Here is a 25,589-nt window from a genome sequence, read left to right on the forward strand (position 1 = left end):
GGGTTCCGGGCGATCGGTGGGCGCCGGCATGAGCGTCTTCGATCTGCCGCGGCTGCACTTCGCGGGCGTTGCCGTCACCCGGCTTCCGACCGGCCTCCGCAGTGGCTTTGTCGACTTCACCACCCACACCGTTCGCGCCTCCCCGCCCGCTCCCGCCACCCCCCAGCACGGCTGGAACTACGGTGGCAACGGCCACTTCTGGTTCGACGCCGAGGTCACCACCGTCGAGCTCACCCCCGGTGCCCCCGACCACCGCGATCCCGTCGTCGGCAGTGCCGTCGATGTCTGGGGCCACTACAACCCCTACCTCCGCACCACCGTCAACCGCGCGCGCGTCTTCGACGTCGACCCGGCGAGTGCGTGGACCATGACCGTCCAGGTCGGGCGGTTCGCCTTCGGGCGGCGCGGCCGGTCGCACGACGCGGGGTACGCCGCCAGCGGTGTCGTCCACGGGCTGCAGCCGCCGCGGTGGGTGGACTTCCGGCGGATCGTGCGGGCCGAGGCGCCGTTCCGGTACGCCGCCGTGCACCAGTTCGCCGTGGCCACCGAGGACGGGCTCGACTGGCTGCCCGCCGCCGACACATCGCCCGCCGTCGCGGCGCTGCGCGAGGCCGCCCGGCGGGCCGACGGGCTGGTGGTGCAGTTCGCGCTCGACGCCATGGCCACCCCCACCGCCCCCGATGCGCCGAACCGCTGGCGGCTGCGCGGCACCATCGCGCCTTGGCGGGCCGGCGAGCTCCGCAGCTACCCCGCCGGGCGACTGCTGCAGCCGACCGCCGCGACGCCGACGCCCCACCACCTCACCGTCCAAGTCGCGGACGGCCTCGCCCAGTTCAACCTCATCACCGCCATCCCCCCGACCACCCGCGCCGCCGGGCCAGGGCCGGACGGGCTGCACCCGCTCGGCCCGCTCGCCGACTTCGGCGACCTCGAACTGCGCACCGCCTCCGGCCGCCTGATCGCCCGCCTGCCCGCCGCCGCCTACCGCGATGACACGACCACCTCCGGCATCGTCACCGTGCCCGCCGAACCGGGGTGGCAGGCCGCCGCGGAGGAACCGCTCCGGCTCAACGGGCTCACCGAACGCGAACTCGTCCTGCAGAGCGACGAAGCCCTCCTCCTGCTCGACCCCGCCGACCAGGGCACCACCGACCTCCCCGTGCGCGGCTACTGGCGCGGTGCACCGGCCACCGCCCGCACCGTGCAGGTCCGCCAGTGCGCCAACCCCCGCAGCGGCGGGCAGCCGCACCCCCACCCCCACCCCCTCGCCCTCGGCCCCGCAGCAGCCGCCGCCTGCGCCCTCGCCCTGGACGACCGCGGCCACGCCACCCTCCAGCTGCGCGGCGCGCACCCCGGCGGCTGCCGCCTGCTGCTCGACGCCCGCCCCGGCGACCCGGAGGACTTCGACGAGCAGGACGCCCACCGCTTCTGGGCGGGCGCCGGCCTGGTGGCTGCCCGGGTGCTGCCGGACGACCGCCGGCTCGACGCGGTCCCGGACGGCGAGGTGGACTTCGGCCTCCTGCACCGCGAGGTGTTCGCCTTCTACGAGCAGACCTCCTCCTTCATGTCCGCCGAGGTGTTCAGCCTCGCCGACGAGTGCAAGGTGGCCACCTACGCCGAGCTGATCTGGCAGATGTGCGACCCGCGCAACCGCCGTCTGACCTACGCCATGCCCCCCGGTCGCGACCTCACCGCCCCCAAGTCCCGCCTGCTGCTGGCCTACCTGCGCAACGTCCAGCGCGCCCGCAGCACCCCGCACCCCCCGTCGGCCGCCCCCGCCGCGGAGCCGATCCGCACCCGTGGCCGCCTGCTCGCCGCCCTCCAGCAGGCCGCCGCCCTGGAGTTGGCGGTGATGCTGCAGTACCTCTACGCCGCCTTCTCCCTGCCCACCCACGCCACCGCCCGCGAGCTGCTGCGCCGCGGCGCGTGGACGGAGCGCCAACTCGCCCTGGTCTGCGGCGGAGGAGGTGCGGACACCGAGGACGGCATCCGCGGTGCGCTCTTCGGGGTGGCCCGCGAGGAGATGATCCACTTCCTGCTGGTGAACAACATCATCACCGCCATGGGCGAGCCGTTCCACCTGCCCGCGATCGACTTCGCCACCATCGGCGCCCGGCTCCCGGTGCCGCTGGACTTCGCCCTCGAAGGGCTGCACATCGGCAGCGTGCAGCGCTTCATCGCCGTCGAGCGGCCCGACCCGGGCGCGAACCCCACCGGCTGGGGCTCGATCAGCGCGCTCTACGCGGCGATCCGGGACGGGCTGCAGCGGGTGCCGGAGCTCTTCCTGGTGGAGCCGGGCCGGGGCGGCGGGGAGCACCACCTCTTCCTCCGCGAGTCGGTCGACTCGGCCCACCCGGACTACCAGTTGGAGGTGGACGACCTGCCCAGCGCGCTCACCGCCGTCGACCTGATCACCGAACAGGGCGAGGGCCGGGGCAGCAGTGCCACCGACGGCCCGGAGGTCTCCCACCACCGCACCTTCTGCCGGATCGCCGACACCCTGACCACCGAGCGGGTGCCGGGCCCGGCCGGCCTGCTGCTGCCCTGGGAGCCCGCCCACCCGGTGCTGCGCAACCCCACCCTGGACGGGCCGGACGGCGCGCTGGCCCGGGTCACCGACCCGGCGGCCCGCGAGGTGCTGACCCTCTTCAACCGCAGCTACCTGCTGATGTGCCAGCTGATGGTGCAGCACTTCGGCGAGGCGCCGGACGGCAGCCTGCGCCGCTCCAAGCTGATGAACGCCGCCATCGACGTGATGGCCGGGCTGCTCCGCCCGCTGGGGGAGCGGCTGGTGACGATGGAATCCGGCCGGCCCGGGCGCACCGCAGGGCCGTCCTTCGAACTCGAGTCGGTGCCGGGCTTCGTGCCCCGCCCGGACGTGGCCCGGCGCGCGCTGGCGCTGCGCTTCGAGCACCTGGCGGCGGCCGCCCGGCGGTGCGCGGCCGCGCCGCCGCAGGTGCCCGAGCTGATGGGCTGGTACGCCGAGAGCTTCAGGAAGCAAGCAGAGACTCCCTGATCGGTAGGTGATGTGATGAGCAGTCAGAAACAAGTCCCGGAGCACCAGGAGACCGAGGTGCTGATCGTCGGTGGCGGCCCGGTCGGCCTGGCCCTGGCCCTCGACCTCGGCTACCGGGGTGTCAGGTGCCTGGTGCTGGACGCCGCCGACGGCACCGTCAGCCACCCCAAGGTCGGCACCGTGGGCCCCCGTTCGATGGAGCTGATGCGCCGCTGGGGGCTGGCCGGCCGGGTCCGGGCGGCCGGCTGGCCGGGCGACCACCCGCTGGACATCGCCTGGGTGACGGCGCTCGGCGGCCACGAGATCCACCGGATCGACTTCGGCACCGCCGACACCCGGACCCCCCCGCCGTACACCCCCGAGCCCGAACAGGTCTGCCCGCAGCACTGGTTGATGCCGCTGCTGGCCGATGCGGTGGGCCGCCACCCGGACGGGCCGCTGCGCCGCCGGGTCCGGCTGGACTCCTTCGCCGAGCGGGACGGCCTGGTCCTGGCCCGGGCCACCGACCTCTCCGACGGCACCCCGCTGGCCATCACCGCCCGCTACCTGGTCGGCAGCGACGGTGCCGCCTCCACCGTGCGCAAGCAGCTCGGGGTGGAGTCCCCGCAGTACTTCGAGACCCGGGTCTTCCGCAACATCCTGTTCCGCGCCCCCCGGCTGCGCGAACAGCTGGGCGAGCGCTCGGCGCTGGTCTTCTTCCTCACCCAGCCGCCCGGCCTGCGCTACCCGCTGCGCTCGATGGACGGCCGCGAGCTGTACCGGCTCACGGTGGCCGAGGACAGCCTGGCCGACGGCCTGAGCCTGGTCCGCTCGGCGATCGCCCTGGACACCCCGCTGGAACTGCTCTCCGAGAACGTCTGGCACCTCACCCACCGGGTGGCCGCCCGGTTCCGGCACGGCAGGGTGCTGCTGCTCGGCGACGCCGCGCACACCCTCTCGCCCTCCGGCGGCTTCGGCATGAACACCGGCCTGGCGGACGCCGCCGACCTCGGCTGGAAGCTGGCCGGCGAACTCGCCGGCTGGGCCGGGCCCGGACTGCTGGACAGCTACGACACCGAACGCCGCCCGGTCGCCGAGCGCAGCCTCACCGAGGCCAACCGCAACCTGCGCCGCACCCTGGGCCGGGAGCTGCCCATGGAGCTGCTGCTGGACTCCCCGGCCGGCGAGCAGGCCCGCGCCACCCTGGCCGAGGGCCTGCGCCGCAGCGAGGTACGCGGCGAATTCGACGCCCCCGACGTGCACTTCGGCTACCGCTACCGCTCCCCGCTGATCGTCCCCGACCCGGCCGAGCGGCCGGACGCGGACTGGCGCAGCACCCCGCTGCCAGGCGCCCGCGCCCCGCACGCCTGGCTGCCGGACGGCGCCTCGGTGCTCGACCACTACGGCCGGGACTACCGCCTGGTCACCCCGAGCAGCGAACTCGACGGCGTGGCAAGGGCCTTCGGCGAGCGGAAGATCCCGTTCCAGACCACCCGGGCGGCGGTCTACCCGGACCGCTACGTGCTGGTCCGCCCGGACGGCCATGTCGCTTGGCGGGCCCAGGAATTGCCCGCCGATCCCGGCGCGCTGGCGGACACCGTGCGCGGCGGCGCCCGATGAGCGCACCCACCGAGGACCCCGCCGTCCCGGCCGCCGGCTTCCGCCCCGCCGAGGTGCCGATCGCCGACCCCTACCCGCACTACCGCCGCTACCGCGAGGCCGAGCCCGTGCACCTCGCCCCCGACGGCAGCTGGTACGTCTTCGGCCACGCCGAGGTGTCCCAGGTCCTCTCCGGCCGCCGCGAGTACCTGCGCGGCCCGGCCCCCGCCCGGATCCCGCCGGACTGCCCGCACCTGCGCCGCACCGTGGCCAACTGGATGGTCTTCATGGACCCGCCCGCGCACACCCGGGCCCGCGCCCTGGTGGCCCGCAGCTTCACCCCGCGCACCGTGCAGGTGCTCCGCCCGCGGATCCGGCGGATCGCCACCCGGCTGGCCGAGGAGCTGGCCGTGCGGATCCGCGAGGAGGGCGAGGCCGACCTGGTGGCCGGATTCGCCGCCCCGCTGCCGGTGCTGGTGATCAGCGAACTGCTCGGCGTCCCCGAACAGGACCGCGACTGGTTCCGGGCCCGGGCGCTCGACCTGGAGCAGGCCACCAGCGCCCGCACCGGCCGCCGGGCCGACGGCTTCGCGGTCGCCGAGGCCGCCGCCGGCGAGCTGGACGCCTACTTCCGCGCCGAACTGCGCCGCCCCGGCCGGGCCGAGCGCGGCGACCTGATCGGCCTGATGCTCCGCTACGGCACCGACCTGCCCGAGGACACCCTGGTCGGCACCTGCGTGCACCTGCTGACGGCCGGCCACGAGACCACCACCAACCTGCTCGCCAAGGGCCTGCTCGCCCTGCTCGCCCACCCCGGGCAGCTGGCCGCGCTGCGCTCCCGCCCGCTGGTCGCCGCGGCCGCCGTGGAGGAGCTGATCCGCTACGACCCGCCGGTGCAGATGATCACCCGGCACGCCGCCCGGGCCGACGTGCTGGGCGGGCGGACCGTGCCGGCCGGCAGCAAGGTGGTGCTGGTGCTCGGCTCCGCCAACCGCGACCCGGCCCACTTCCCGCACCCCGACCGGCTCGACCTGGCCCGCGACACCCACCGGCACTGCGGCTTCGGCACCGGCATCCACTACTGCGTGGGCGCCCCGCTGGCCCGCGCCGAGGCCGAGATCGGCCTGGCCGCGCTGCTCGGCCGGCTGCCCGTCCCCGCCCTCTCCACCCGCACCGCCGAACCGGTCCGGTACGCCCGGGACCTGGTCTTCCACGGACCGTCCCGCCTGCTGCTGCAGAGGAGCTGACGCTGTGTCGGAGAACGCCCACGACGTGGTGGTGATCGGCGCCGGCCCGACCGGCCTGGCGCTGGCGATCGGCCTGCGGCAGTACGGGCTCGACGTGGCGGTGCTGGAGAAGGAGGACCGGTCCAAGCGGCAGGCCCGGGCCGGCGTGGTCTGGCAGCGGGCCCTGGAGGTGCTGGCCGACCTGGGCTGCGCCGAGCGGTTCGTGGCCCACGGCATCCCGCTGCACAGCTCGGAGCTGGTGGTCCGCGGCCGCCCGCTCGGCGTGCTCTCGATGGCCGCGCCCGGCACCCGCTACCCGCGCCCGCTCTCGATCGAGCAGGACGCCATGGAACGGCTGCTCGGCGAACGGCTGCGGGAGGTCGGCGGGGCGGTCGACTGGTCCACCGAGGCGGTCGGCGTCGAGGTCGGGCCGGACGGCGCCGAGGTGGCCGCCCGCGGCCCGGACGGCATGGTGCGCACCCTGCGCTGCGGCTGGGTGGTGGGCTGCGAGGGCGCGCACAGCCTGGTCCGCCGGACCCTCGGGCTGCCGTTCGACGGCGGGCCGCGGGCCAACCTCCGGGTGGTGCAGTTCAACGCGCTCGCCGACTGGCGCTACCCGTACCTCCCCGGCCACACCTACATGTTCCTGGAGCACGGGATGTCGGCGGGCGCGGCGCCCCGGCCCGGCGGCGGCTACCGGTTCTACGGCTTCACCGGCGACCCGGACCGGCGCCCGCTCACCCCGCCCACCCTGGAGGAGATGCGCGACTACCTGGCCCGGGTCACCCACGACCCGGACCTGCGGCTGCGGCCGACCGACCCGCCGTGGACCAACCGGGCCCGGTTCCAGGACCGGTTCGCCCGCACCCTGCGCAGCGGCCGGGCGCTGCTGGCCGGCGACAGCGCCCACCTGTGGGCGCCGGTGGCCGCGCACGGACTCAACACCGGCCTGCGCGGCGCGCACAACCTGGCCTGGAAGCTGGCCAGCGTGCAGCGCGGCTGGGCCCGGCCCGAGCTGCTGGACACGTATTCCAGCGAGCAGCGGCTGACCGCACTGCGGGTGATGCGCAAGACCTCGCGGGACCGGATGGAGCTGCCCGCCGGCCGGCTCACCCTGCTCGGCATGCGGCTGCTCGGCCCGCACCTGGTGCGCAGCCGGCGGGCCGCCGCGGGGATCCGCAGCCGGCTGAGCGACCTGGAGATGCACCACCGGGAGAGCCCGCTCTCGGTGGGCAGCGGGGCGGGGGAGCGGCTGCCCGACCTGCCGGTCTGGTCCGAGGGCGGCTGGCGGCGGCTGCACGCGCTGCTGGACTACCAGCACTGGACGCTGCTGCGGGTGACCACCGGGCCGGCCGACCCGCAGCTGGCCCGGCTGCTGGCCGGCTACCCGGTGCCGGTCCGCACCCGGGCCGTCACGCCCTCCCAGGGGCACGGCCGGCTGCTGCCGCCCGAGTCGCTGGTGCTGGTGCGCCCGGACGGCCACCTGGCGCTCGGCGCGAGCCGTCCGGAGGAGGTGGCGGCCTACCTGGGCCGGTGGTTCGTGCGCCGCTGAGGCCGGGGCGTGCGGCGAGGGCGGCCGGGCGCACCCGCATTCCCGCCGCCGGAGTGAAAGAGAGCACAGCCGGGCCCCCTCCCGCGCCAGTTGCGGATCATGGCATGATGAGTCCACTGCACTAAGCAGTGACGTTCAGCGCACTCCGGGGTCGGTGTAATTCCGAACCGGCGGTTACAGTCCGCGACCCGTCCGCAGCCAGCGGCCGGTTGACCAGGTGAAACTCCTGGACCGACGGTTAAAGTCCGGATGGGAGGCGTGCGCGACGGGTTCGACAGGCACGACGGCAGCAGGCGCGTCTTCCCCCGGGGAGCCGTGTCCGGAACCGAGGGCTGGGCCACGCCCAACCCGCCTTCCCCGCTTGCCCCTTGTCCGCACCCGTAGTCGCCTTCCCATTGCCACACCCCGGAACCGCGCTCCAAGCGCGAGGAGAACCCGGGTGTTCACCGGCATCATCGAAGAGCTCGGCGAGGTCGTCTCCATCGAGGAGTACGGGGATTCCTCGCGCATCCGCCTGCGCGGCCCGCTGGTCTCCACCGGTGCCCGGCACGGCGACTCCATCGCGGTCAACGGCGTCTGCCTCACGGTGGTCGACAGCCCGGACGAACTGGCCGAGGAGAACGGCGAGTTCAGCGCCGATGTGATGGCCGAGACGCTGCTGCGGTCCAGCCTGGGCGCGCTCGGGCCCGGCTCCCCGGTCAACCTGGAGCGGGCCATGGCGCTCGGCGCCCGGCTCGGCGGCCACCTGGTCCAGGGCCATGTCGACGCCACCGGCGAACTGCTCTCCCGCGCCCCGGGCGAACTCGACACCGAGGGCCGCCCGCGCTGGGAGGTGCTGCGCTTCTCGCTACCCTCGAGCATCGCCCGCTACCTGGTCGACAAGGGCTCGATCACGGTGGACGGCATCAGCCTCACCGTCGTCCAGGCGGGCGAGGACTGGTTCTCCGTCAGCCTGATCCCCGCCACCCTGGCGCTCACCACGCTCGGCGCCAAGCAGGTCGGCGAGCCGGTCAACCTCGAGGTGGACGTGCTCGCCAAGTACGTCGAGCGGCTGCTCGGCGACCGCGCCCAGGACACCCGCGCTCAGGACACCCGCGTCCAGACCGCCCGGGACGCCTCGTGAACTGGCTGAACGACAACGCCTTCGCCGTACTCGGCCAGCAGTTCAAGTGGAACGACGTGCTGGGCAACCTGCTCGGCCTGGCCGCCCTGGCGCTCGGCTGGCGCCGCTCGGTGCTCAGCTGGCCGGTCCAGCTGCTCTCCGGCCTGGTGCTGATCAGCGCCAACCTCTCCGCCCACCTGGCCGGCGGCACCGGCAAGCAGGTCGTGGTGATCGCCGCCTCGATCTGGGGCTGGACCCGCTGGCAGCGCGGCCTGCGCCAGGACGGCGACATCCGGATCCGGTTCGCCGGCTGGACCGAGCGCGGCCTGCTGGTGCTCGGCACCGCCGTCGCCACCACCGTCGTGGCGCTGGTCTTCCAGCACTGGAACCTCTCCTGGTCCCCCTGGGCCGACGCCTACATCTTCGTCGGCACGATGGCCGCCATGGTGGCCCAGGCCCGCGGCTGGGTGGAGTTCTGGTTCGCCTGGATCGCGGTCGACGTGGTCGGCGTGCCGCTCGCCTTCAACAGCGGCCTGCCGTTCTCCGGGACCGTCTACCTCGTCTACTTCGTCCTGGTGCTGCTGGGCCTGCGGTCCTGGTGGCTGCGCACCCGGATCGCCACCCCCACCACCCCCACGCTGCAGGGAGCCCCGGTATGAGCGCCACGGTGCACGACCTCGACCTCACCCTGGACCCGGTCGAGCGGGCCATCGCCGACATCGCGGCCGGCCGCGCCGTGGTCGTGGTGGACGACGAGGACCGCGAGAACGAGGGCGACCTGATCTTCGCGGCCACCGCCGCCACCCCCGAACTGCTCGCCTTCACCATCCGCTACTCCTCCGGCGTGATCTGCGTGCCGGTCACCCAGGACGACGCCGACCGGCTCGGCCTGCCCCCGATGGTCCGGGTCAACCAGGACCGCAAGGGCACCGCCTACACCGTCTCGGTCGACGCCCGCGAGGTGGAGTCCACCGGCATCTCCGCCGTGGACCGCGCGCTCACCATCCGGCTGCTCGGCGAACCCGCCTCCACCGCCGAGGACTTCACCCGACCAGGCCACGTCTTCCCGCTGCGCGCGATGGACGGCGGGGTGCTGGTCCGCCCCGGCCACACCGAGGCCGGCGTGGACCTGGCCCGGCTGGCCGGCCTGCCGCCGGCGGCCGCGATCTGCGAGGTGGTCAACGACGACGGCACCATGGCCCGGCTGCCCGAGCTGGTCCGGTTCGCCCGCGAGCACGGCCTGGCGATCATCTCCATCGAGGACCTGATCGCCTACCGCCGCCGCACCGAGATGCAGGTGGAGCGGGTGGCCGTCACCTCGCTGCCCACGGTGCACGGCGACTTCACCGCGGTCGGCTACCGCGACCTGCTGGACGGCACCGAGCACGTCGCCCTGGTGGCCGGCGGGCTGGACGCCGACGGCCGGCTGCCGGACGGCGAGGACGTGCTGGTCCGGGTGCACTCCGAGTGCCTGACCGGCGACGTGCTGGGCTCGCTGCGCTGCGACTGCGGCCCGCAGCTCACCGCGGCGCTGGAGCAGGTGGCCGCCGCCGGCCGCGGGGTGGTGGTCTACCTGCGCGGCCACGAGGGCCGGGGCATCGGCCTGGGCCACAAGCTGCGCGCCTACCAGCTGCAGGAGCGCGGCCGGGACACCGTGGACGCCAACCTGGAGCTCGGCCTGCCCGCCGACGCCCGGGACTACAGCACCGGCGCCCAGATCCTCGGCGACCTCGGGGTGCACTCGCTCACCCTGCTCACCAACAACCCGGACAAGCAGGCCGCGCTCACCGAGCACGGCCTCAAGGTCAAGGCCCGCGAGCCGATCCCGGTGCAGGCCGGCCGGTACAACCTGGCCTACCTGCTCACCAAGCGCGACCGGATGGGCCACGACCTGCCGTGGCTCGTCGGCTGACGCCCGCAAGCCCACCACACCAAGGAGAACGAGAGACATGGCTGGTCACGGCGCCCCGGTGCTGACTGTCGACACCGTCGAGAACACCGCCGGACTGCGGGTCGCGGTGGTCGCGGCCCAGTGGCACACCCAGGTGATGGACGGCCTGCTGAACGGCGCCGAGCGCGCCCTCAAGGAACTCGGCATCGAGGAGCCGACCGTGCTGCGGGTCCCCGGCACCTTCGAGCTGCCGGTGGCCGCCGCCCGGCTCGCCGGGGCCGGCTTCGATGCCGTGGTCGCCCTCGGCGTGGTGATCCGCGGCGGCACCCCGCACTTCGACTACGTCTGCCAGGCCGCCACCGTGGGCCTCACCGAGGTCTCGGTGCGCACCGGCGTGCCGGTCGGCTTCGGCGTGCTGACCTGCGACAACGAGGAGCAGGCGATCGACCGGGCGGGCCTGCCCGGCTCCGCCGAGGACAAGGGCCACGAGGCGGTCACCGCCGCCGTCGCGACCGCCGCCGCGCTCCGCACACTGGCGTGATCCCCCCGGGGGGGGGGGGGGGGGGGGGGGGGGGGGGGGCGGCGCGCGGGGGGGGGGGGGCGGGCCCCGCGGGGGGGGGCCCGGCGGGGGCGGGGGGGGGCGCGGGGGCGCGGGGGGGGGGGCGGGCGGGGCGCGGGCCGCGCCTGGGCAGCGGGGGCGGCCCCGGCGGCGGGGGCGCCCGCGCCCGCGGCCCCCACGGGGGGGGGGCCCCCCCGGGGGGGGCCCGGGGGGGGGGGCGGGGCCCCCCGGCCGGTACCGTTCAGGCGATACGGCCGGCGCCGGACGTCCACCCCGGTGTCCACTGTCCGGGACGTCGGCCGATCCGTCCGGCCGGACCCCGTAAGGTGTGACCCATCATGGCTTCGAAGACATTCGAGGAGCTCTTCGCCGAGCTCCAGCAGAAGGCCGCCACCGGCGACCCCGCGACCTCCCGCACCGCCCAGCTCGTCGAGCAGGGCGTCCATGCGATCGGCAAGAAGGTGGTCGAGGAGGCCGCCGAGGTCTGGATGGCCGCCGAGTTCCAGACCAAGGAGCAGACCGCCGAGGAGATCTCGCAGCTGCTCTACCACCTCCAGGTGATGATGGTCGCGCGCGGGCTGACGCTCGACGACGTCTACGCCTACCTCTGATCCCACCGGCCCGACCCACCCGCCAACGCCCGTACCGGCACCCAACGAAGGATCTTCCTCCCATGCTGCGCATCGCCCTCCCCAACAAGGGTTCGCTCTCGGGTCCCGCGGCGGAGATGCTCCATGAGGCCGGCTACCGCCAGCGCAAGGACCCCAAGGAACTGGTCCTGGTCGACCCGGAGAACCAGGTCGAGTTCTTCTTCCTGCGCCCGCGCGACATCGCGGTCTACGTCGGCTCCGGCCGCCTGGACATCGGCATCACCGGCCGCGACCTGCTGCTGGACTCCAACGCCGACGCCGACGAGGTGCTGGCGCTCGGCTTCGCCGGCTCCACCTTCCGGTTCGCCGGCCCGGCCGGCTCGCCGAAGGACGTCCAGGGCCTGCAGGGCCTGCGGATCGCCACCTCCTACACCGGCCTGGTCACCCAGCACCTGGCCGAGCACGGCGTGCAGGCCACCGTCACCAAGCTCGACGGCGCGGTGGAGACCGCGGTGCAGCTCGGCGTCGCCGACGTGATCGCCGACGTGGTGGAGACCGGCACCAGCCTGCGCAACGCCGGCCTGGAGGTCTTCGGCGAGCCGATCCTGGTCTCCGACGCCGTGGTGATCCGGCCCAAGGGCGCCGGAGACGACATCGCCGTCGAGCAGTTCCTGCGCCGGCTGCAGGGCGTGCTGGTGGCCCGCCGCTACGTGCTGATGGACTACGACATCCGCGCCGAGAAGGTCTCCGAGGCGGTCAACCTGACCCCCGGACTGGAGTCGCCGACCGTCTCCCCGCTGCACACCGAGGGCTGGGTCGCGGTCCGCTCGATGGTGCTCCGCAAGGAGGCCCAGCGGATCATGGACGACCTCTGGGCGATCGGCGCCCGCGGCGTCCTGGTCACCAACATCCACGCCTGCCGTCTCTGACCGATCCGCCAGGAGCACCAGCACCATGACCGGCCCCGTCCCGTCGACCCCGCCCGCCCTGCCCGTCACCTGGCTGCCCCGCCGCAGCCGCGCGGTGCTGCTGACGGCCAGTGCGGTGCTGGCGGCGGTCTTCGTCGGGATGGCGCTGGTGCTCCCGCCCAGCTGGCAGCTGAACGACCGGGTGATGCTGGTCATGCTCGGCCTGTGCTTCTCCGCCGTCGGCCTGATGCTGGCCCGCCCCCGGGTGGTGGCCAGCGCCGAAGGCGTGCTGGTGGTCAACCACCTGCGCTCCCGGCAGCTCGCCTGGGCGGAGATCCTGCGGGTGAACCTGCGCCAGGGCGACCCCTGGGCCACCCTCGACCTGGCCGACGGCACCTCGCTCGCCGCCATGGGCATCCAGCCCGGCGGCGGCCGCGAGCAGGCCATCCGGGCCGCCGTCCAGCTGCGCGACCTGGTGGAGCTGCACGGCGCGGCCGGCGAACCGGCGCACGCCTGACCCGTCCTGAGCATTCGAACAGGTATCGTCTACGCTGGTAAAGCCGGGGCAAAAAGCCCTGCGCGCCTCCCGCCCGCGACCTGAGGAGTGACTCCCTCCCTCGATGGACGATCCGTCCGGTAGTAGCCACGCCGCCGTGCCCCACCACACGATCACCGGGCAGGCGGCGCTGTGATCACCGCACTGCTGCTCCTGCTCGCGGCCCTGCTGCTCATCCTCGCCAACGGCCTCTTCGTGGCCGCCGAGTTCTCCTTCGTCACCGTGGACCGGGGCGAGGTCGAGCGGGCGGCGAAGGCCGGCGACCGGCGGGCCCAGGGCCTGTCCCGCTCGCTGCGCTCGCTCTCCTTCGAGCTCTCCGGCGCCCAGCTGGGCATCACCATCACCTCGCTGGTGGTCGGCATGCTCGCCGAACCGGCGCTCTCGGTGCTGCTCTCCCCGCTGCTCACCGACCTGGGACTCTCCGCCGGCACGGCCCGCGCGGTCTCCGCGGTGGCCGGCATGCTGCTGGCCACCGTGCTGCAGATGGTGATCGGCGAGCTGGTGCCGAAGAACTGGGCGATCTCCCGCCCGCTCCAGGTGGCCAGGGCGGTCGCCGCCCCGCAGCGGATCTTCAGCGCCGCCTGCCGCCCGCTGATCCGCGCCCTCAACGGCGCCGCCAACCGGCTGGTCCGGGCGCTCGGCATCGAGCCCGCCGAGGAGCTGGAGCACGCCCGCACCCCCGACGAACTCGCCTTCCTGGCACGGCACTCGGCCCAGGCGGGGGCGCTGGAGGCGGACGCGGCGCTGCTCTTCGTGCGCACCCTCAACCTCGGCGAGCTGACCGCCGAGTCGGTGATGACCCCGCGGGTGGACGTGGCCGCGCTGCAGCACGGCGCCACCGCCGCCGACGTGATCAACCTGACCCGGGCCACCGGCTTCTCCCGGTTCCCGGTCTACGGGGAGGGCCTGGACGACATCACCGGCACAGTCACCCTCAAGGACGCCCTCGGGGTCAGCGCCGACCGGCGCACCGAGGTGACCGTGGGCGGGCTGGCCGCCGCGCCGCTGCTGGTGCCCGAGACGCTGCCCGCCGAGCAGCTGCTGGAGCAGCTGAGGCGCCGTCAGCCGATGGCGATCGTGATCGACGAGTACGGCGGCACGGCCGGGGTGGCCACCCTGGAGGACATCGTCGAGGAGATCGTCGGCGAGGTGCGCGACGAGCACGACCCGGGGGAGAACCCGGAGCTGCTGGCCGCCCCGCCGGTCGGCGGCCACCCGGCCTGGCTGGCCGACGGCCGGGCCCGGCTCGACCAGCTGGCCGTGATCGGCCTGCACGCCCCGCACGGGCCCTACGAGACGCTGGCCGGCCTGCTCGCCGACCTGCTCGGCCGGATCCCGGAGCGCGGCGACACCGCCGCGCTGCCCGGCTGGGAGCTGACCGTCCAGGCCGTCGACCGGCACCGCACCACCAGCGTCCGGCTGGTCCACCAGGGGGAGACGGCGTGATCGCCTTCCAGCTCTTCGCCGCGCTGCTCCTGCTGCTCGGCAACGCCTGCTTCGTCGGCGCCGAGTTCGCCGTGATCTCGGTCCGCCGCAGCCAGCTGGAGCCGCTGGCCGAGGCCGGCAACCGCCGGGCCCGCAGCGTGCTGGGCGCGCTCTCCGACGTGTCGGCGATGCTGGCCGCCGCCCAGCTGGGCATCACGGTCTGCTCGCTGCTGCTCGGCGCGCTGGCCGAGCCGACCATCGCCGAGCTGCTCTCCGGGCCGTTCCACGCGCTCGGGATGCCGGACTCGGTGGAGCACCTGGTCTCCTACCTGCTGGCGCTGGCCCTGGTGGTCTTCCTGCACATGGTGATCGGCGAGATGGTGCCGAAGAACATGGCGCTCGCCGCCCCGGACAAGGCCGCGCTCTGGCTGGGCCCGCCGCTGGCCCGGCTGGCCCGGCTGCTCGGTCCGGTGATCCGGTTCCTGAACGCCTTCGCCAACCTGGTGCTGCGGCTCTTCAAGGTGGCGCCGAAGTCCGAGGTGGAGTCGGTGGTCACGGACGAGCAGCTGCTCTGGATCCTGGCCGAGTCGCGGGCCGCCGGCCTGCTCGCCGAGGCCGAGCAGGAGCGCCTGGAGGACGCCCTGGAGCTGGGCCAGCGGCCGGTGCGCGAGGTGCTGATGCCGCTGGACGGCCTGGTCACGGTGGACTCCGCGGTGACCGCCCGGCAGGTCGAGGAGCGGGCGCTGGCCACCGGCTTCTCCCGGTTCCCGGTGGTCGGCCCGGACGGCGCGATCCTCGGCTACCTGCACCTCAAGGACGTGCTGGAGGCCGAGGACCCGGACGCGCCGCTGCCGGTGCGGCTGTGGCGCCCGGTCACCGCGGTGCCCGAGTCGCTGCCGCTGGACGACGCGCTGACCGCGATGCGGCGGGCGGCCGCCCACCTGGCGGCGGTCACCGACCCGGCCGGGCACACCCTCGGCGTGGTGACGCTGGAGGACGTGCTGGAGGAGCTGGTCGGCGAGATGCACGACCCGGACCACGTGCGCCGGGCCGCCTGAGGGCGCGCCGGCCGGCCCCCGCCACCTGCGGCGGAGGGTCAGCCGGCGCCGTCGATCAGCTCGCCGTAGGCCTGCACCAGGTCGGGCAGCCGCAGGGTGGCCAGGTCGTCCCGGCTCGGCAGCTCGCGGGACTGGGAGAGCCGCAGGTCGCGGTAGGCGCAGGACTTCTCGTAGAGGGTGCGGATGAACCGCCCGTTGCCCAGCTCGTCGATCCAGCCCTCGGCGACCACGTGGGCGCAGATGCTGGCCAGCTCGTCCGCGGCGTCCTCGTCCCAGGTGTCGCCGTCCCGGGCGGCCAGCGCGCTGCCGATCGCGGTCAGCTCGGCGGGGCGGTAGCTGGGGAAGTCCACCCGGGTGGTGAAGCGGGAGTTGAGGCCCGGGTTGGTGGCCAGCAGCCGGTTCATCCCCTCCGGGTAGCCGGCCAGGATCACCACCAGCCGGTCCCGGTTGTCCTCGGCCCGCTTGAGCAGCACCTGCAGTGCCTCGTCGCCGTAGGCGTCGCCCTTGCTGTAGCCGGAGTTGGCCAGGCTGTAGGCCTCGTCGATGAAGAGCACGCCGTCCAGCGCGGAGTCGATCAGCTCATTCGCCTTGACGGCGGTCTGGCCCAGGAACTCGCCGACCAGATCGGACCGTTGGGCCTCCACCAGGTGGTCGCCGGAGAGCAGGCCGAGGGCGTGGAAGACCTGGCCGAGGATCCGGGCCACCGTGGTCTTGCCGGTGCCGGAGGGGCCGGAGAAGACGAAGTGCCGCTTCGGCGGCTGCACCGGCAGGCCCTGCTCGGCGCGCAGCCCGGCCATCCGCAACTGCGCGGAGAGCGCCCGGACCTGGCGCTTGACCGGGTCCAGGCCGACCATCTGCTCCAGCGACTCCAGTGCCGCGTCCAGCCGCTGCTGGTCGCCGGCCGGCACGGCCGGGGGAGCGGCGGGGACGGGCCCGCCGTCCTCCTGACGGGTGGCCAGCACCGGCGCCGGCGGGGCGGCCGGCTCGGCGGCGGGCCCCCTGGGCGGCTCGCCCTCGCGCGGGCCCTGGCCGGAGCGCTCGGCCAGCGGCAGCGGCCCGTCGGCCGGCCCCGCACTCTCGGCCACCGGGGCCGGGCCCAGGCCGGTGATCAGGTCCAGCGCCATGGTGTCGGCGGACTCGGCCGGCCCGGCGCCGAGATCCAGCAGCGGGGGCAGCTCGTCCAGCAGCCCGAGGCCGTCCTCGGCGGCGATCGCGGCCAGCCGGGCGGCGGTGTCCATGAAGGCCGGATCCGCGCGGTGCACCGAGCGGTAGAGCGGCAGGGCGGCGGCGCTGCGGCCGGCCCCCTCGTAGGCGCGGGCCAGCCAGTAGCGCAGCTCCTTGCGCTGCGGCTGCTCGGAGCGGCAGCGGGCCAGCGAGGCGGCGAGCGGGCGCTGGGCCTGGGCGCACATGTCCAGCCGGACCCGGGCCATGCCGCCGAACAGGCCGGCCTCGATGCCCAGCAGCGGATCGTCCAGCAGCTGGTCGGTGTCCCGGATCAGCTGCTCCCAGTCCTTGACCAGGTAGGAGCGGCAGGCGTGCAGGAAGCGCACCGAGGGGTCCTGGTCGACCGGCGGGCAGTGCGCCATCGCCCGGTCCAGCTCGGTCAGGTGGCGGCCGTCCAGCCAGTGCGAGGCGTGCGCCAGCGCGAGGTCGCGGTCGTCCTCCAGCACCGGCTGCACCCACCAGCCGAGCCAGTACCAGGAGCTGAGCGGGCGGGAGTGGATGCGGCGCTGCTCGCCGAAACGTTTCTTGTTGCGGTGCATCGCGAGCAGCGCGCCGGAGGTGTCGCAGCGCAGTGCGTGCAGCCCGAGCCAGGCGTCCGCCATGCCGGGGTCGAGCCGCACGGCCGTGCGGAACTCCTCCTCGGCCCGTGCGTAGGACCCGGCCGTGTACGCGTCCATGGCACGCAGCCATGCCCGGTCGGCCGGTCCTTGCGGTCCGGTGCCCAAGTTGTCACCGATGATCACTCACGCCCCCCGTGGTGTGCACCGAGGCCCGGTCGTCGGCAGCCTCAGCGCCGTGCACCCGGGACGCTGTTGCGCCTGTTCGGAATCGTACCCGGGCCGGACAGATCCGGTAGCGGTCGGTCACGGCCAAATCGCCCTGGCCGGATGACCGTTGGTGTACTGACGGACGGTCAGTGCCGAAATCCGGCCGAAAAGGGGAACGACACCTCCGGCTCACGGGGGAACAAGCCGGAGGTGCCGCGTCTAGTTGCGGGCTCAACTACTCCCGCTGAGAGGAAAACCTAGTTCTTCTTCGGCATCCCGGTCAAGCGACCGCTTAGTGTGCGGTCGGACGATCGGCGTCCCCGTTCGGCCGTCCACCAGCAGGTCCGCGAACGGACGGCTCGGGTCGGCCGCGAAGTGCGCCGCCTCGGCCGCCGTCCAGCGCTCCCAGAAGGCGGACAGCTGCGGGCCGTCCCGGCGCAGTCCGCGCTCCCGGGCCTCGGCGGCCGGCAGTTCCATCCAGGCCAGCGCGGCCAGTACCGGCCGCACCGCCCGGCGCCCCGCGCCGACGCCCTCCAGGAGCACCACCGGCGCAGGAGTGATCTCGCGCGCCCCCTGGAAGCTCCGAGCCACCCAGTCGTATGCCTCGAAGGTGGCCGGTTCGCCCCGTTCGAGCGGATCGAGCACCAGGGTGCGCAGCCGTCCGGTCCACGCGAAGTACTCCTCGTGGGTGGCCAGGTCGTCCAGGTGTACGACCGGCGCGCCGCCGAGCGCGGCCGCCAGCCGGGTGGCGAAGGTGGTCTTGCCCGAGCCGGCGTGGCCGTCCACCGCCACCAGCCGCACCGGGCCGAGCGAGGGCGGCAGGGCGCGGAGCCGGCCGGCCAGGGGAGCAAGATCGACAGAAGGGTTCCGTGCGGACACGAGGCGGTACGTTACGCGCCCGCTGACCTGCTGATGTTCGTGGTCGTGACGAACGGCGCGGCATGCGGCATACTCGCTTCGCTACCCCCATGTGAACGCCCGTTCACCGCGATCCGGCCGCGGGTGTTCTCCCTACCGTGCCGCACCGGTCACCCCGGGGCCCGTCCGAGGAGGCGACCACCCTCATGAACGCCGCACCCGTCAAGCCTGTGGAGCGCCGGCTGCCGTCCGAGGAGGCGCACGCCCTGCTCGGCCTCACCCGCGAGCTGGTCGAGCGCGAACTGCTCCCGCGCGCGGCCGAGTTCGAGGCTGCCGGGCGGTTCCCCCGGGAGGTGTTCGGGATCCTCGGCGAGGCCGGCCTGCTCTCGCTGCCCTACGCCGAGCAGTACGGCGGCGGCGAGCAGCCCTACGAGGTCTACCTCCAGGTGCTGGAGGAGCTGGCCGCGGGCTGGCTGGCCGTCGGCCTCGGGGTCAGCGTGCACACCCTCTCCTGCCACGCGCTGGCCGGATTCGGCACCGACGGGCAGCGGGCGGCCTGGCTGCCCGGCATGCTCTCCGGCGAGCAGCTCGGCGCCTACTGCCTCTCCGAGCCGCAGTCCGGCTCGGACGCGGCGGCGCTGCGCACCCGGGCCGAGCTGTCCGGTGACCAGTACGTGGTCAACGGCACCAAGGCCTGGATCACCCACGGCGGCCGCGCCGACTTCTACAGCGCGATCGTGCGCACCGGCGAGGAGGGCCCGCGCGGCATAAGCTGCCTGCTCATCCCCGGCGACGCCGACCACCTCTCGGCCGCCCCGCCGGAGCACAAGATGGGGATGAACAGCTCGCCCACCGCCCAGCTGCACTTCGACGGCGTCCGGGTGGACCGCGAGCGCCTGGTCGGCGAGCCCGGCCAGGGCTTCCAGATCGCGCTGGCCGCGCTGGACTCCGGCCGGCTGGGCATCGCCGCCTGCGCGATCGGCGTGGCCCAGGCCGCGCTGGACCAGGCCGTGGAGTACGCAGGCACCCGCCGGCAGTTCGGCCGCCCGATCGCCGACTTCCAGGGCCTGTCCTTCATGCTGGCCGACATGGCCACCCAGATCGAGGCCGGCCGCGCGCTCTACCTCTCCGCCGCCCGGCTGCGGGACGCCGGCCTGCCGTTCACCAAGGAGGCGGCGATGGCCAAGCTGTTCTGCACCGACACGGCGATGAAGGTGACCACCGACGCGGTGCAGGTGCTCGGCGGCTACGGCTACACCCAGGACTTCCCGGCCGAGCGGTACATGCGCGAGGCCAAGGTGCTGCAGATCGTCGAAGGCACCAACCAGATCCAGCGGCTGGTCATCGGCCGCCACCTGACCCGGGTCTGAGCCCCGGACCGACGGAGGGCCGGCCGCCGCGGCCGGCCCTCCGTTCGCACGTCCACGGCCCCGCGGCCTCAGGCCGCGCGCACCGTCTGCGAGTGCGAGAACGGCTGGGTGCGCCAGTCGAGTCCGGCCGGCAGCGTGAGCAGGGCGGCCAGCGCGTCGGCCGGCTTGCCGGCCTCCGGCTCGACCAGCGCCAGCTCCTCGGTCGGCACCCCGGAGCCCGGGCAGAGCGCCGGGGAGAACGGGTGCCAGGCCTGCCGCAGCACCGCGTGCTGGGGCAACTGCTCCTCGTCGCCCACCAGGGCGATGGCACGGTGGCACTCGGGACAGTCCACCCGGACGAGGTCCCAGGTCTCCGTCTCGCCGGGTTCGACCCCGGCGGCACTGTCGGGACCCGGGACGAGATCGTCGCCCTCGGCGTCCTCGAAGTCTGCTGCGCGCCGTGTGCGCGGCTCAGTGGAAGGCATAGTGATCCCCCTATGGATCGGGCCGGGCCAACTCGGCCGGGGCCACCACCAGCACTTCCCGCTGACGGACCCTCATAACCCTGCAGGTCGCCGCAGGGTGATGCGCTCCGGTGTGGCCTTCGCCACATTCCGTCGGCATGTGCCGCCGGCGGCCTCCGGGCACCGTGACGGGCACCGGGAGTCCGGGTGTCGGGTAGGTTTACACCTCGTGGAGGATCTCGACCAGCGCATCGTTCAGCTGCTCGTCCAGGACGGCCGGATGAGCTACACCGACCTGGGCAAGGCCACCGGCCTGTCCACCTCGGCCGTCCACCAGCGGGTCCGGCGGCTGGAGCAGCGCGGGGTGATCCGCGGCTACTCGGCGATCATCGACCCGGACGCCGTCAACCTGGCGCTGACGGCCTTCATCTCGGTGAAGCCCTTCGACCCGAGCGCCCCCGACGACGTGCCCGAGCGGCTGGCCCCGCTGCCCGAGATCGAGGCCTGCCACAGCGTGGCCGGCGACGAGAACTACATCCTCAAGGTCCGGGTCGGCGCCCCCGGCGACCTGGAGGACCTGCTCGCCCGCATCCGCAGCGCGGCCGGCGTCTCCACCCGCACCACCGTCGTCCTCTCCACCCCGTACGAGGCGCGACCGCCCAAGCTGTAGGGGGCGCGTCCCATACCGGGACAAGCTCGACCTAAGCTCCAGTCATGACCGAACGCACCCCCCGCACCGTGCTGCTGCGCGGCGGCAACGTCTACAGCCCGGCCGACCCCTTCGCCACCGCGATGCTGATCGAGGGCGGGCAGATCGCCTGGGTCGGCAGCGAGGGCGCCGCGGACGCCTACGCGGCCGTCGCCGACGAGGTGGTCGAGCTGGACGGTGCGCTGGTCACCCCCGCCTTCGTGGACGCCCACGTGCACGCCACCGCCACCGGCCTGGCGCTCACCGGGCTGGACCTCACCGGCTGCCCCTCGCTGGCCGAGGCGCTGCGCCGGGTCACCGACTTCACCGCCGGCCGCACCGAGGTGCTGATCGGCCACGGCTGGGACGAGACCGGCTGGCCCGAGGGCCGCCCGCCGACCCTGGCCGAGCTCGACGCGGCCGCCGGCGGGGCCCCGCTCTACCTCTCCCGCACCGACGTGCACTCCGCCCTCGCCTCCAGCGCGCTGCGCGAGCGCACCCCGGGCCTGGCCGGGCTGCCCGGCCACCACCCCGACGGCCCGCTCACCCGGGACGCCCACCACGCCGTGCGCCGGGCCGCGCTCGCCCGGCTCACCGACGAGCAGCGCCGCACCGCCCAGCTCGCCACCCTGCGGCACGCCGCGAGCCTCGGCATCGCCGCGCTGCACGAGTGCGCCGGGCCGGAGATCTCCTCCGCCCGCGACCTGACCGCCCTGCTGGCGCTGGCCGCCGAGACCGACGGCCCCGAGGTGTACGGCTACTGGGGCGAGCTCGGCGGCGTCGACCCCGCCCGCGAGCTCGGCGCGGCCGGCGCGGGCGGCGACCTCTTCGCCGACGGGGCGCTCGGCTCGCACACCGCCTGCCTGCACACCCCGTACCAGGACGCCGACCACACGGGGACGGCCTACCTGACGGCCGAGCAGATCGCCGACCATGTCACCGCCTGCACCGAGGCCGGCCTGCAGGCGGGTTTCCACGCGATCGGCGACGCCGCCCTGTCCGCCGTGCTGGCGGGCGTGCGGGCCGCCGCCGACAAGCTCGGCCTGCCCGCCGTCAAGGCGCTGCGGCACCGGGTCGAGCACGCCGAGGCGCTGGACGAGGCGGCCGTCGCCGCCTTCGCCGAACTGGGCCTGACGGCCTCCGTGCAGCCCGCCTTCGATGCCGCCTGGGGCGGACCGGACGGCATGTACGCGGCCCGGCTGGGCGCCGAGCGGGCGGCCGGACTCAACCCGTTCGCCGCGCTGCTGCGGGCCGGCGTGCCGCTGGCCTTCGGCTCCGACTCGCCGGTGACCCCGCTGGACCCGTGGGGCACCGTGCGGGCCGCCGCCTTCCACCGCACGCCCGAGCACCGGATCTCGGTCCGGGCCGCCTTCGCCGCCCACACCCGCGGCGGCTGGCGGGCCCTGGGCCGCGACCAGGAGGGCGTGCTGGTGCCCGGCGCACCCGCCAGCTACGCGGTCTGGCGCACCGGCGAGCTGGTGGTCCAGGCCCCCGACTCCCGGGTGGCCGGCTGGTCCACCGACCCGCGCTCCGGCACCCCCGGCCTGCCTGACCTCACCCCCGGCACCGAACTGCCGGTCTGCCTGCGCACCGTGGTCCGCGGCCGCACCGTGCACGAGGCGCGCGCCACCGGCTGAGCCGCCGCTTTCCCACCTGGCATTTCTCACCAGGGGCCGCTACCGCGAGCCCCCGGCGGGGAGGTACCTTCGTCCAACACCTGCCATCGGCAGGACCGATCCGCCACAGAGAGATGGGTGTCCAGGTGGCAGTGCCCGTCGACGCGGCCCCGCAGGCCGTCGACCCGAAGCCGGCCCGCCCGGAGCGCGCCGAGGGCCGGCTGAGCCGAATGCGCGGCAAGGTCCGCGCCGGCTGGAAGCGCAGCGCCCTCGCCGCGGCCGCCGGGCTGGCGCTGGCCGCCGCCTTCCCGCCCTACGGCGTCTGGCCGCTCTCGCTGCTGGCCGTCGCCGCGCTGGCGCTGCTCACCCGGGGCCGGACGGTCCGTCAGGGCCTGTGGACCGGGTTCGCCTTCGGGCTGCCGTTCTTCCTCTGGCTGCTGGACTGGATCCGGGTGATCGGCTGGGACGCCTGGTTCGGGCTCTCGCTCGCCGAGGCGCTCTTCGTCTGCGCGCTCGGCGGCGGCCTGGCGCTCACCTCCCGGCTGCGCGGCTGGCCGCTCTGGGGCGCCTGCCTCTGGGTGGCCGAGGAGCTGGTGCGCGACCGGCAGCCGCTCGGCGGCTTCCCCTGGGGCCGGCTGGCCTTCGCCAACACCGCCAGCCCCTACACCCCGCTGGCCGCGCTCGGCGGCGCGCCGCTGGTCACCTTCGCGGTGGCGCTGACCGGCTCGTTGCTGGCCTTCCTGGTGCTGCGGGCCGTCCGGCTCCGCGCGGCCGCCGGCACCGGCGCCGGCGCCGGCTCGCCGGGCTGGCTCAAGCCGGCCGCCGCGGTGCTCTGCGCCGCGATGGCCACCGGCGGCGGCGCGCTGGTGCCGATCCCGACCGGCGGCGACACCGCCGGCGGCCCCGCCTCCTTCAAGGTCGCGCTGATCCAGGGCAACGTCCAGCAGCCCGGGATGGACTTCCTCGGCCGGCCGATGCAGGTGCTGAACAACCACGCGGCCGAGACCGAGCGGCTGGCCGCCGCGATCAAGGCCGGCCAGGTGCCCGCGCCGGACGCGGTGATCTGGCCGGAGAACTCCTCCGACCTGGACCCCTACAGCGACTCGGCGGCCTACAGCCGGATCACCGAGGCCGTGCGGACCATCGGCCTGCCCACCCTGGTCGGCGCCCTGGTCAACGGCCCGGACGCGCAGCACGTGCAGAACGAGGGCATCGTCTGGGACCCGGTCAGCGGCCCCGGCGCGCACTACACCAAGCAGCACCCGGTGCCGTTCGGCGAGTACGTGCCGTTCCGCTCGGTGCTGATGAAGGTGATCACCCGGCTGCAGCGGGTCGCCCACGACTTCTACCCCGGCAAGGGCATCGGCGTGATGCAGCTCGGCCCGGCGAAGATCGGCGACGTGATCTGCTTCGAGGTCGCCTACGACGAGATCGTCCGCGGCACCGTCAACGGCGGCGGCCGGGTGCTGGTGGTGCAGACCAACAACGCCACCTACGCCGAGAGCGGCCAGCCCGACCAGCAGCTGGCGATGTCCCGGCTGCGCGCCGTCGAGCACGGCCGGGCGGTGCTGATCGCCGCCACCAGCGGGATCAGCGCGGTGATCCGGCCCGACGGCACGATCGAGAGCCGCACCAGCGAGCTCACCGCTGCTGAGCTGAACGCCACCGTCCCGCTGCGGGACGGCAAGACGCTGGCCGACCGGCTCGGCGAGGCCCCCGAGTGGGCGATCTCGGTGATCGGCCTGCTGGCCTGCGCCGCCGCCGTGGCGCTGACCCGGCGCCGGGCCGCGGCGGCGAAGGCGGACGCGCAGGCCTGACCCGGAGTCCGCCCGTCGGCCCTGACCAGGGGCGACGGGCGGAACACCCGGCCCGCTCGAACCGTTGGACCCGTTGGCACCCAGACCGCGCGGGACCAGCCCGAACGGCGCGAAACGGTGCCGCGATGGAGTGGATTCCTACCGTGACCCCGCACGTTGACCTGACCCGCGCCCCCCGGCGCAGCCGGCTGCGCCGGGTGCTGCCGCTGCTGCTGGTCGCCTGGATGCTGCTGGAGATCTGGCTGATGATCCAGGTGGCCGACGCCACCAACGGCCTGCTGGTGGTCCTGCTGCTGGTGCTCGGCGCGGTGCTGGGCTCCCGGCTGATCAAGCGGGCCGGCCTGCGGGCGCTGCGCAGCGCCTCGGCCGCCTTCGAACAGGGCCGGCTGCCGGAGTCCGGCGCGGCCGAGACCGGGACCAGCCTGACCGTGCTGGCCGGGCTGCTGCTGATCCTGCCCGGCTTCCTCTCCGACGCGCTGGCGCTCACCCTGCTCTTCCCGCCGACCCGGGCGCTCTGGCGGGTGGCCGGCCGGAGCACCGCCCGCAAGCTGGTGCGCGCCGCCCCGATGGGCGATCCGTTGGCGGACGCGCTGCGGATGCAGCAGCAGTTCCGGATGCACCGCCCCGACGGCAAGGTGGTCCAGGGCGAGGTGGTCGACCCGGCCGAGCCGCAGCCCCGCACGGACGGCGACGACCCCCGGCCCCCGCTCAGCCGCTGATCGCAGACGCGAGAAAGGCTTACGAGAAAGGCCCTGGGCCCGATCCTCGGATCGGGCCCAGGGCCTTGACTCGTTCTCGCCTCCCGCAGACCCCGGGCGCTGCGGGGCCGGTGCGGTCAGGCGCTCTTGCGGGTGTCCCGCGGGTGGACCGCGAGGTTCATCCCGCCGGAGCGGAGCACGGCCAGCCGCTCGGCCAGCACCTCCTCCAGCTCCTCACGGGTCCGCCGCTCCATCAGCATGTCCCAATGGGTGCGGGTCGGCTTGATCTTCTTCTCTTCCGGCTCGTCGCCGTCGAGCAGGACGGCCTCGGTGCCGCAGAACCGGCACTCCCACACCGAGGGGATCTCCGCCTCGACGGAGAAGGGCACCTCGAACCGGTGTCCGTTCTGACATGCGTACTCGACGGTCTGGCGCGGGGCCAGGTCAATGCCACGGTCGGTCTCGTAGCTAGTGGCGCCGAGTCGCGTGCCTCGGAGAGCTCGCTCGCTCATGAATCGTGCCTCCAGGGCTTATGGCCCACAGGACTAGTTGGGGTCGCTGTCTTCGTCGTTCGGTCAACGCCTGGCCGTCGACGAAGATTCCCGTCCGGGCGTCAGTCGTCTGTCGTGCCGCCCCTGTTTGTACCC

Annotated in this window: 22 protein-coding genes and 1 riboswitch; of the genes, 18 read left to right on the forward strand and 4 right to left on the reverse strand. The window is 74.5% G+C overall.

From position 1 onward, the window contains the following. Positions 1-28 precede the first annotated feature (28 nt). The 13 genes from ACFYNO_RS09680 to ACFYNO_RS09740 all read left to right on the forward strand — a co-directional run bounded on the left by ACFYNO_RS09680 (position 29) and on the right by ACFYNO_RS09740 (position 15,461). On the forward strand, positions 29-3,016 hold the full coding sequence (locus tag ACFYNO_RS09680; protein WP_388008091.1) for a ferritin-like domain-containing protein: 2,988 nt from the start codon (positions 29-31) through the stop codon (positions 3,014-3,016). Positions 3,017-3,031: 15 nt separating this feature from the next. After that, on the forward strand, positions 3,032-4,615 hold the full coding sequence (locus ACFYNO_RS09685) for an FAD-dependent monooxygenase (RefSeq protein WP_388008094.1): 1,584 nt from the start codon (positions 3,032-3,034) through the stop codon (positions 4,613-4,615). Further along, positions 4,612-5,841 (forward strand): cytochrome P450, encoded by a 1,230-nt coding sequence (locus ACFYNO_RS09690; RefSeq protein WP_388008097.1) that lies wholly within the window; start codon positions 4,612-4,614, stop codon positions 5,839-5,841. Before ACFYNO_RS09685 ends, ACFYNO_RS09690 begins: the two co-directional genes overlap by 4 nt. Before the next feature lie 4 nt (positions 5,842-5,845). Continuing rightward, entirely contained in the window at positions 5,846-7,372 is a 1,527-nt protein-coding gene (locus ACFYNO_RS09695; protein ID WP_388008100.1) for an FAD-dependent oxidoreductase, read from the forward strand. A 137-nt stretch (positions 7,373-7,509) separates the two neighbouring features. Next, a riboswitch (FMN riboswitch) is annotated at positions 7,510-7,637 on the forward strand. Positions 7,638-7,811: 174 nt separating this feature from the next. Further along, a complete protein-coding gene (locus tag ACFYNO_RS09700; RefSeq protein WP_388008103.1) occupies positions 7,812-8,495 on the forward strand; it encodes a riboflavin synthase in 684 nt (227 codons plus the stop codon). Further along, on the forward strand, positions 8,492-9,133 hold the full coding sequence (locus ACFYNO_RS09705; RefSeq protein ID WP_388008106.1) for a nicotinamide riboside transporter PnuC: 642 nt from the start codon (positions 8,492-8,494) through the stop codon (positions 9,131-9,133). Before ACFYNO_RS09700 ends, ACFYNO_RS09705 begins: the two co-directional genes overlap by 4 nt. Further along, on the forward strand, positions 9,130-10,386 hold the full coding sequence (locus ACFYNO_RS09710; RefSeq protein WP_388008109.1) for a bifunctional 3,4-dihydroxy-2-butanone-4-phosphate synthase/GTP cyclohydrolase II: 1,257 nt from the start codon (positions 9,130-9,132) through the stop codon (positions 10,384-10,386). The genes ACFYNO_RS09705 and ACFYNO_RS09710 overlap by 4 nt, the downstream gene beginning before the upstream one ends. Before the next feature lie 37 nt (positions 10,387-10,423). Beyond that, positions 10,424-10,906 (forward strand): 6,7-dimethyl-8-ribityllumazine synthase, encoded by a 483-nt coding sequence (gene ribH, locus ACFYNO_RS09715; RefSeq protein WP_388008112.1) that lies wholly within the window; start codon positions 10,424-10,426, stop codon positions 10,904-10,906. Between the two features lie 356 nt (positions 10,907-11,262). Continuing rightward, a complete protein-coding gene (locus tag ACFYNO_RS09720) occupies positions 11,263-11,535 on the forward strand; it encodes a phosphoribosyl-ATP diphosphatase (RefSeq protein ID WP_388008115.1) in 273 nt (90 codons plus the stop codon). A 62-nt stretch (positions 11,536-11,597) separates the two neighbouring features. Beyond that, positions 11,598-12,443, forward strand: a complete 846-nt coding sequence (gene hisG / locus ACFYNO_RS09725) for an ATP phosphoribosyltransferase (protein WP_388008118.1) — start codon at positions 11,598-11,600, stop codon at positions 12,441-12,443. Positions 12,444-12,468: 25 nt separating this feature from the next. Continuing rightward, the gene (locus tag ACFYNO_RS09730; RefSeq protein ID WP_388008121.1) at positions 12,469-12,939 is read left to right on the forward strand and encodes a PH domain-containing protein; all 471 of its coding nucleotides are present in this window, start codon (positions 12,469-12,471) and stop codon (positions 12,937-12,939) included. Between the two features lie 171 nt (positions 12,940-13,110). Then, positions 13,111-14,424: a hemolysin family protein gene (locus ACFYNO_RS09735; RefSeq protein ID WP_388008124.1), complete on the forward strand. Its 1,314-nt coding sequence runs from the start codon at positions 13,111-13,113 to the stop codon at positions 14,422-14,424. Then, entirely contained in the window at positions 14,421-15,461 is a 1,041-nt protein-coding gene (locus ACFYNO_RS09740; RefSeq protein WP_388008127.1) for a hemolysin family protein, read from the forward strand. Before ACFYNO_RS09735 ends, ACFYNO_RS09740 begins: the two co-directional genes overlap by 4 nt. Before the next feature lie 38 nt (positions 15,462-15,499). Here ACFYNO_RS09740 and ACFYNO_RS09745 read toward each other — a convergent pair whose 3' ends face one another. Both ACFYNO_RS09745 and ACFYNO_RS09750 read right to left on the reverse strand, forming a co-directional pair. Further along, the gene (locus ACFYNO_RS09745) at positions 15,500-17,362 is read right to left on the reverse strand and encodes an AAA family ATPase (protein WP_388008130.1); all 1,863 of its coding nucleotides are present in this window, start codon (positions 17,360-17,362) and stop codon (positions 15,500-15,502) included. A gap of 321 nt (positions 17,363-17,683) precedes the next feature. Next, positions 17,684-18,331: a uridine kinase gene (locus tag ACFYNO_RS09750; protein WP_388008133.1), complete on the reverse strand. Its 648-nt coding sequence runs from the start codon at positions 18,329-18,331 to the stop codon at positions 17,684-17,686. A 185-nt stretch (positions 18,332-18,516) separates the two neighbouring features. On the opposite strand from ACFYNO_RS09750, the gene ACFYNO_RS09755 reads away from it, so the two are divergent. Beyond that, entirely contained in the window at positions 18,517-19,680 is a 1,164-nt protein-coding gene (locus ACFYNO_RS09755; RefSeq protein ID WP_388008136.1) for an acyl-CoA dehydrogenase family protein, read from the forward strand. 68 nt (positions 19,681-19,748) lie between these two features. On the opposite strand, the gene ACFYNO_RS09760 is transcribed toward ACFYNO_RS09755, so the two are convergent. Continuing rightward, positions 19,749-20,144, reverse strand: coding sequence for a hypothetical protein (locus ACFYNO_RS09760; protein ID WP_388008139.1), 396 nt, complete (start codon positions 20,142-20,144; stop codon positions 19,749-19,751). Positions 20,145-20,352: 208 nt separating this feature from the next. Here ACFYNO_RS09760 and ACFYNO_RS09765 point away from each other — a divergent pair, with 208 nt between their 5' ends. From ACFYNO_RS09765 to fxsA, 4 genes are all read left to right on the forward strand, one after another. Next, entirely contained in the window at positions 20,353-20,793 is a 441-nt protein-coding gene (locus ACFYNO_RS09765) for an Lrp/AsnC family transcriptional regulator (RefSeq protein ID WP_388008142.1), read from the forward strand. Between the two features lie 44 nt (positions 20,794-20,837). After that, complete coding sequence (locus tag ACFYNO_RS09770; RefSeq protein ID WP_388008145.1) at positions 20,838-22,448, forward strand: amidohydrolase; 1,611 nt, start codon at positions 20,838-20,840, stop codon at positions 22,446-22,448. A 113-nt stretch (positions 22,449-22,561) separates the two neighbouring features. Continuing rightward, complete coding sequence (gene lnt, locus ACFYNO_RS09775; RefSeq protein WP_388008148.1) at positions 22,562-24,244, forward strand: apolipoprotein N-acyltransferase; 1,683 nt, start codon at positions 22,562-22,564, stop codon at positions 24,242-24,244. Positions 24,245-24,387: 143 nt separating this feature from the next. Further along, entirely contained in the window at positions 24,388-24,963 is a 576-nt protein-coding gene (fxsA, locus tag ACFYNO_RS09780) for an FxsA family membrane protein (protein WP_388008151.1), read from the forward strand. 116 nt (positions 24,964-25,079) lie between these two features. Here the strand turns inward: fxsA and ACFYNO_RS09785 are convergent, their stop codons facing one another. Continuing rightward, complete coding sequence (locus ACFYNO_RS09785) at positions 25,080-25,454, reverse strand: RNA polymerase-binding protein RbpA (RefSeq protein ID WP_230048025.1); 375 nt, start codon at positions 25,452-25,454, stop codon at positions 25,080-25,082. Positions 25,455-25,589 lie beyond the last annotated feature (135 nt).

The organism is Kitasatospora sp. NPDC006697, from assembly GCF_042869935.1.
Taxonomy (GTDB): domain Bacteria; phylum Actinomycetota; class Actinomycetes; order Streptomycetales; family Streptomycetaceae; genus Kitasatospora.

Coding starts and splice junctions, on each gene's coding strand:
- ACFYNO_RS09680 (WP_388008091.1), top strand. CDS start 29: ATGAGCGTCTTCGATCTGCCGCGGCTGCACTTCGCGGGCGTTGCCGTC.
- ACFYNO_RS09685 (WP_388008094.1), top strand. CDS start 3,032: ATGAGCAGTCAGAAACAAGTCCCGGAGCACCAGGAGACCGAGGTGCTG.
- ACFYNO_RS09690 (WP_388008097.1), top strand. CDS start 4,612: ATGAGCGCACCCACCGAGGACCCCGCCGTCCCGGCCGCCGGCTTCCGC.
- ACFYNO_RS09710 (WP_388008109.1), top strand. CDS start 9,130: ATGAGCGCCACGGTGCACGACCTCGACCTCACCCTGGACCCGGTCGAG.
- ribH (WP_388008112.1), top strand. CDS start 10,424: ATGGCTGGTCACGGCGCCCCGGTGCTGACTGTCGACACCGTCGAGAAC.
- ACFYNO_RS09720 (WP_388008115.1), top strand. CDS start 11,263: ATGGCTTCGAAGACATTCGAGGAGCTCTTCGCCGAGCTCCAGCAGAAG.
- hisG (WP_388008118.1), top strand. CDS start 11,598: ATGCTGCGCATCGCCCTCCCCAACAAGGGTTCGCTCTCGGGTCCCGCG.
- ACFYNO_RS09730 (WP_388008121.1), top strand. CDS start 12,469: ATGACCGGCCCCGTCCCGTCGACCCCGCCCGCCCTGCCCGTCACCTGG.
- ACFYNO_RS09745 (WP_388008130.1), bottom strand. CDS start 17,362: ATGGACGCGTACACGGCCGGGTCCTACGCACGGGCCGAGGAGGAGTTC.
- ACFYNO_RS09755 (WP_388008136.1), top strand. CDS start 18,517: ATGAACGCCGCACCCGTCAAGCCTGTGGAGCGCCGGCTGCCGTCCGAG.
- ACFYNO_RS09760 (WP_388008139.1), bottom strand. CDS start 20,144: ATGCCTTCCACTGAGCCGCGCACACGGCGCGCAGCAGACTTCGAGGAC.
- ACFYNO_RS09770 (WP_388008145.1), top strand. CDS start 20,838: ATGACCGAACGCACCCCCCGCACCGTGCTGCTGCGCGGCGGCAACGTC.
- lnt (WP_388008148.1), top strand. CDS start 22,562: ATGGGTGTCCAGGTGGCAGTGCCCGTCGACGCGGCCCCGCAGGCCGTC.
- ACFYNO_RS09785 (WP_230048025.1), bottom strand. CDS start 25,454: ATGAGCGAGCGAGCTCTCCGAGGCACGCGACTCGGCGCCACTAGCTAC.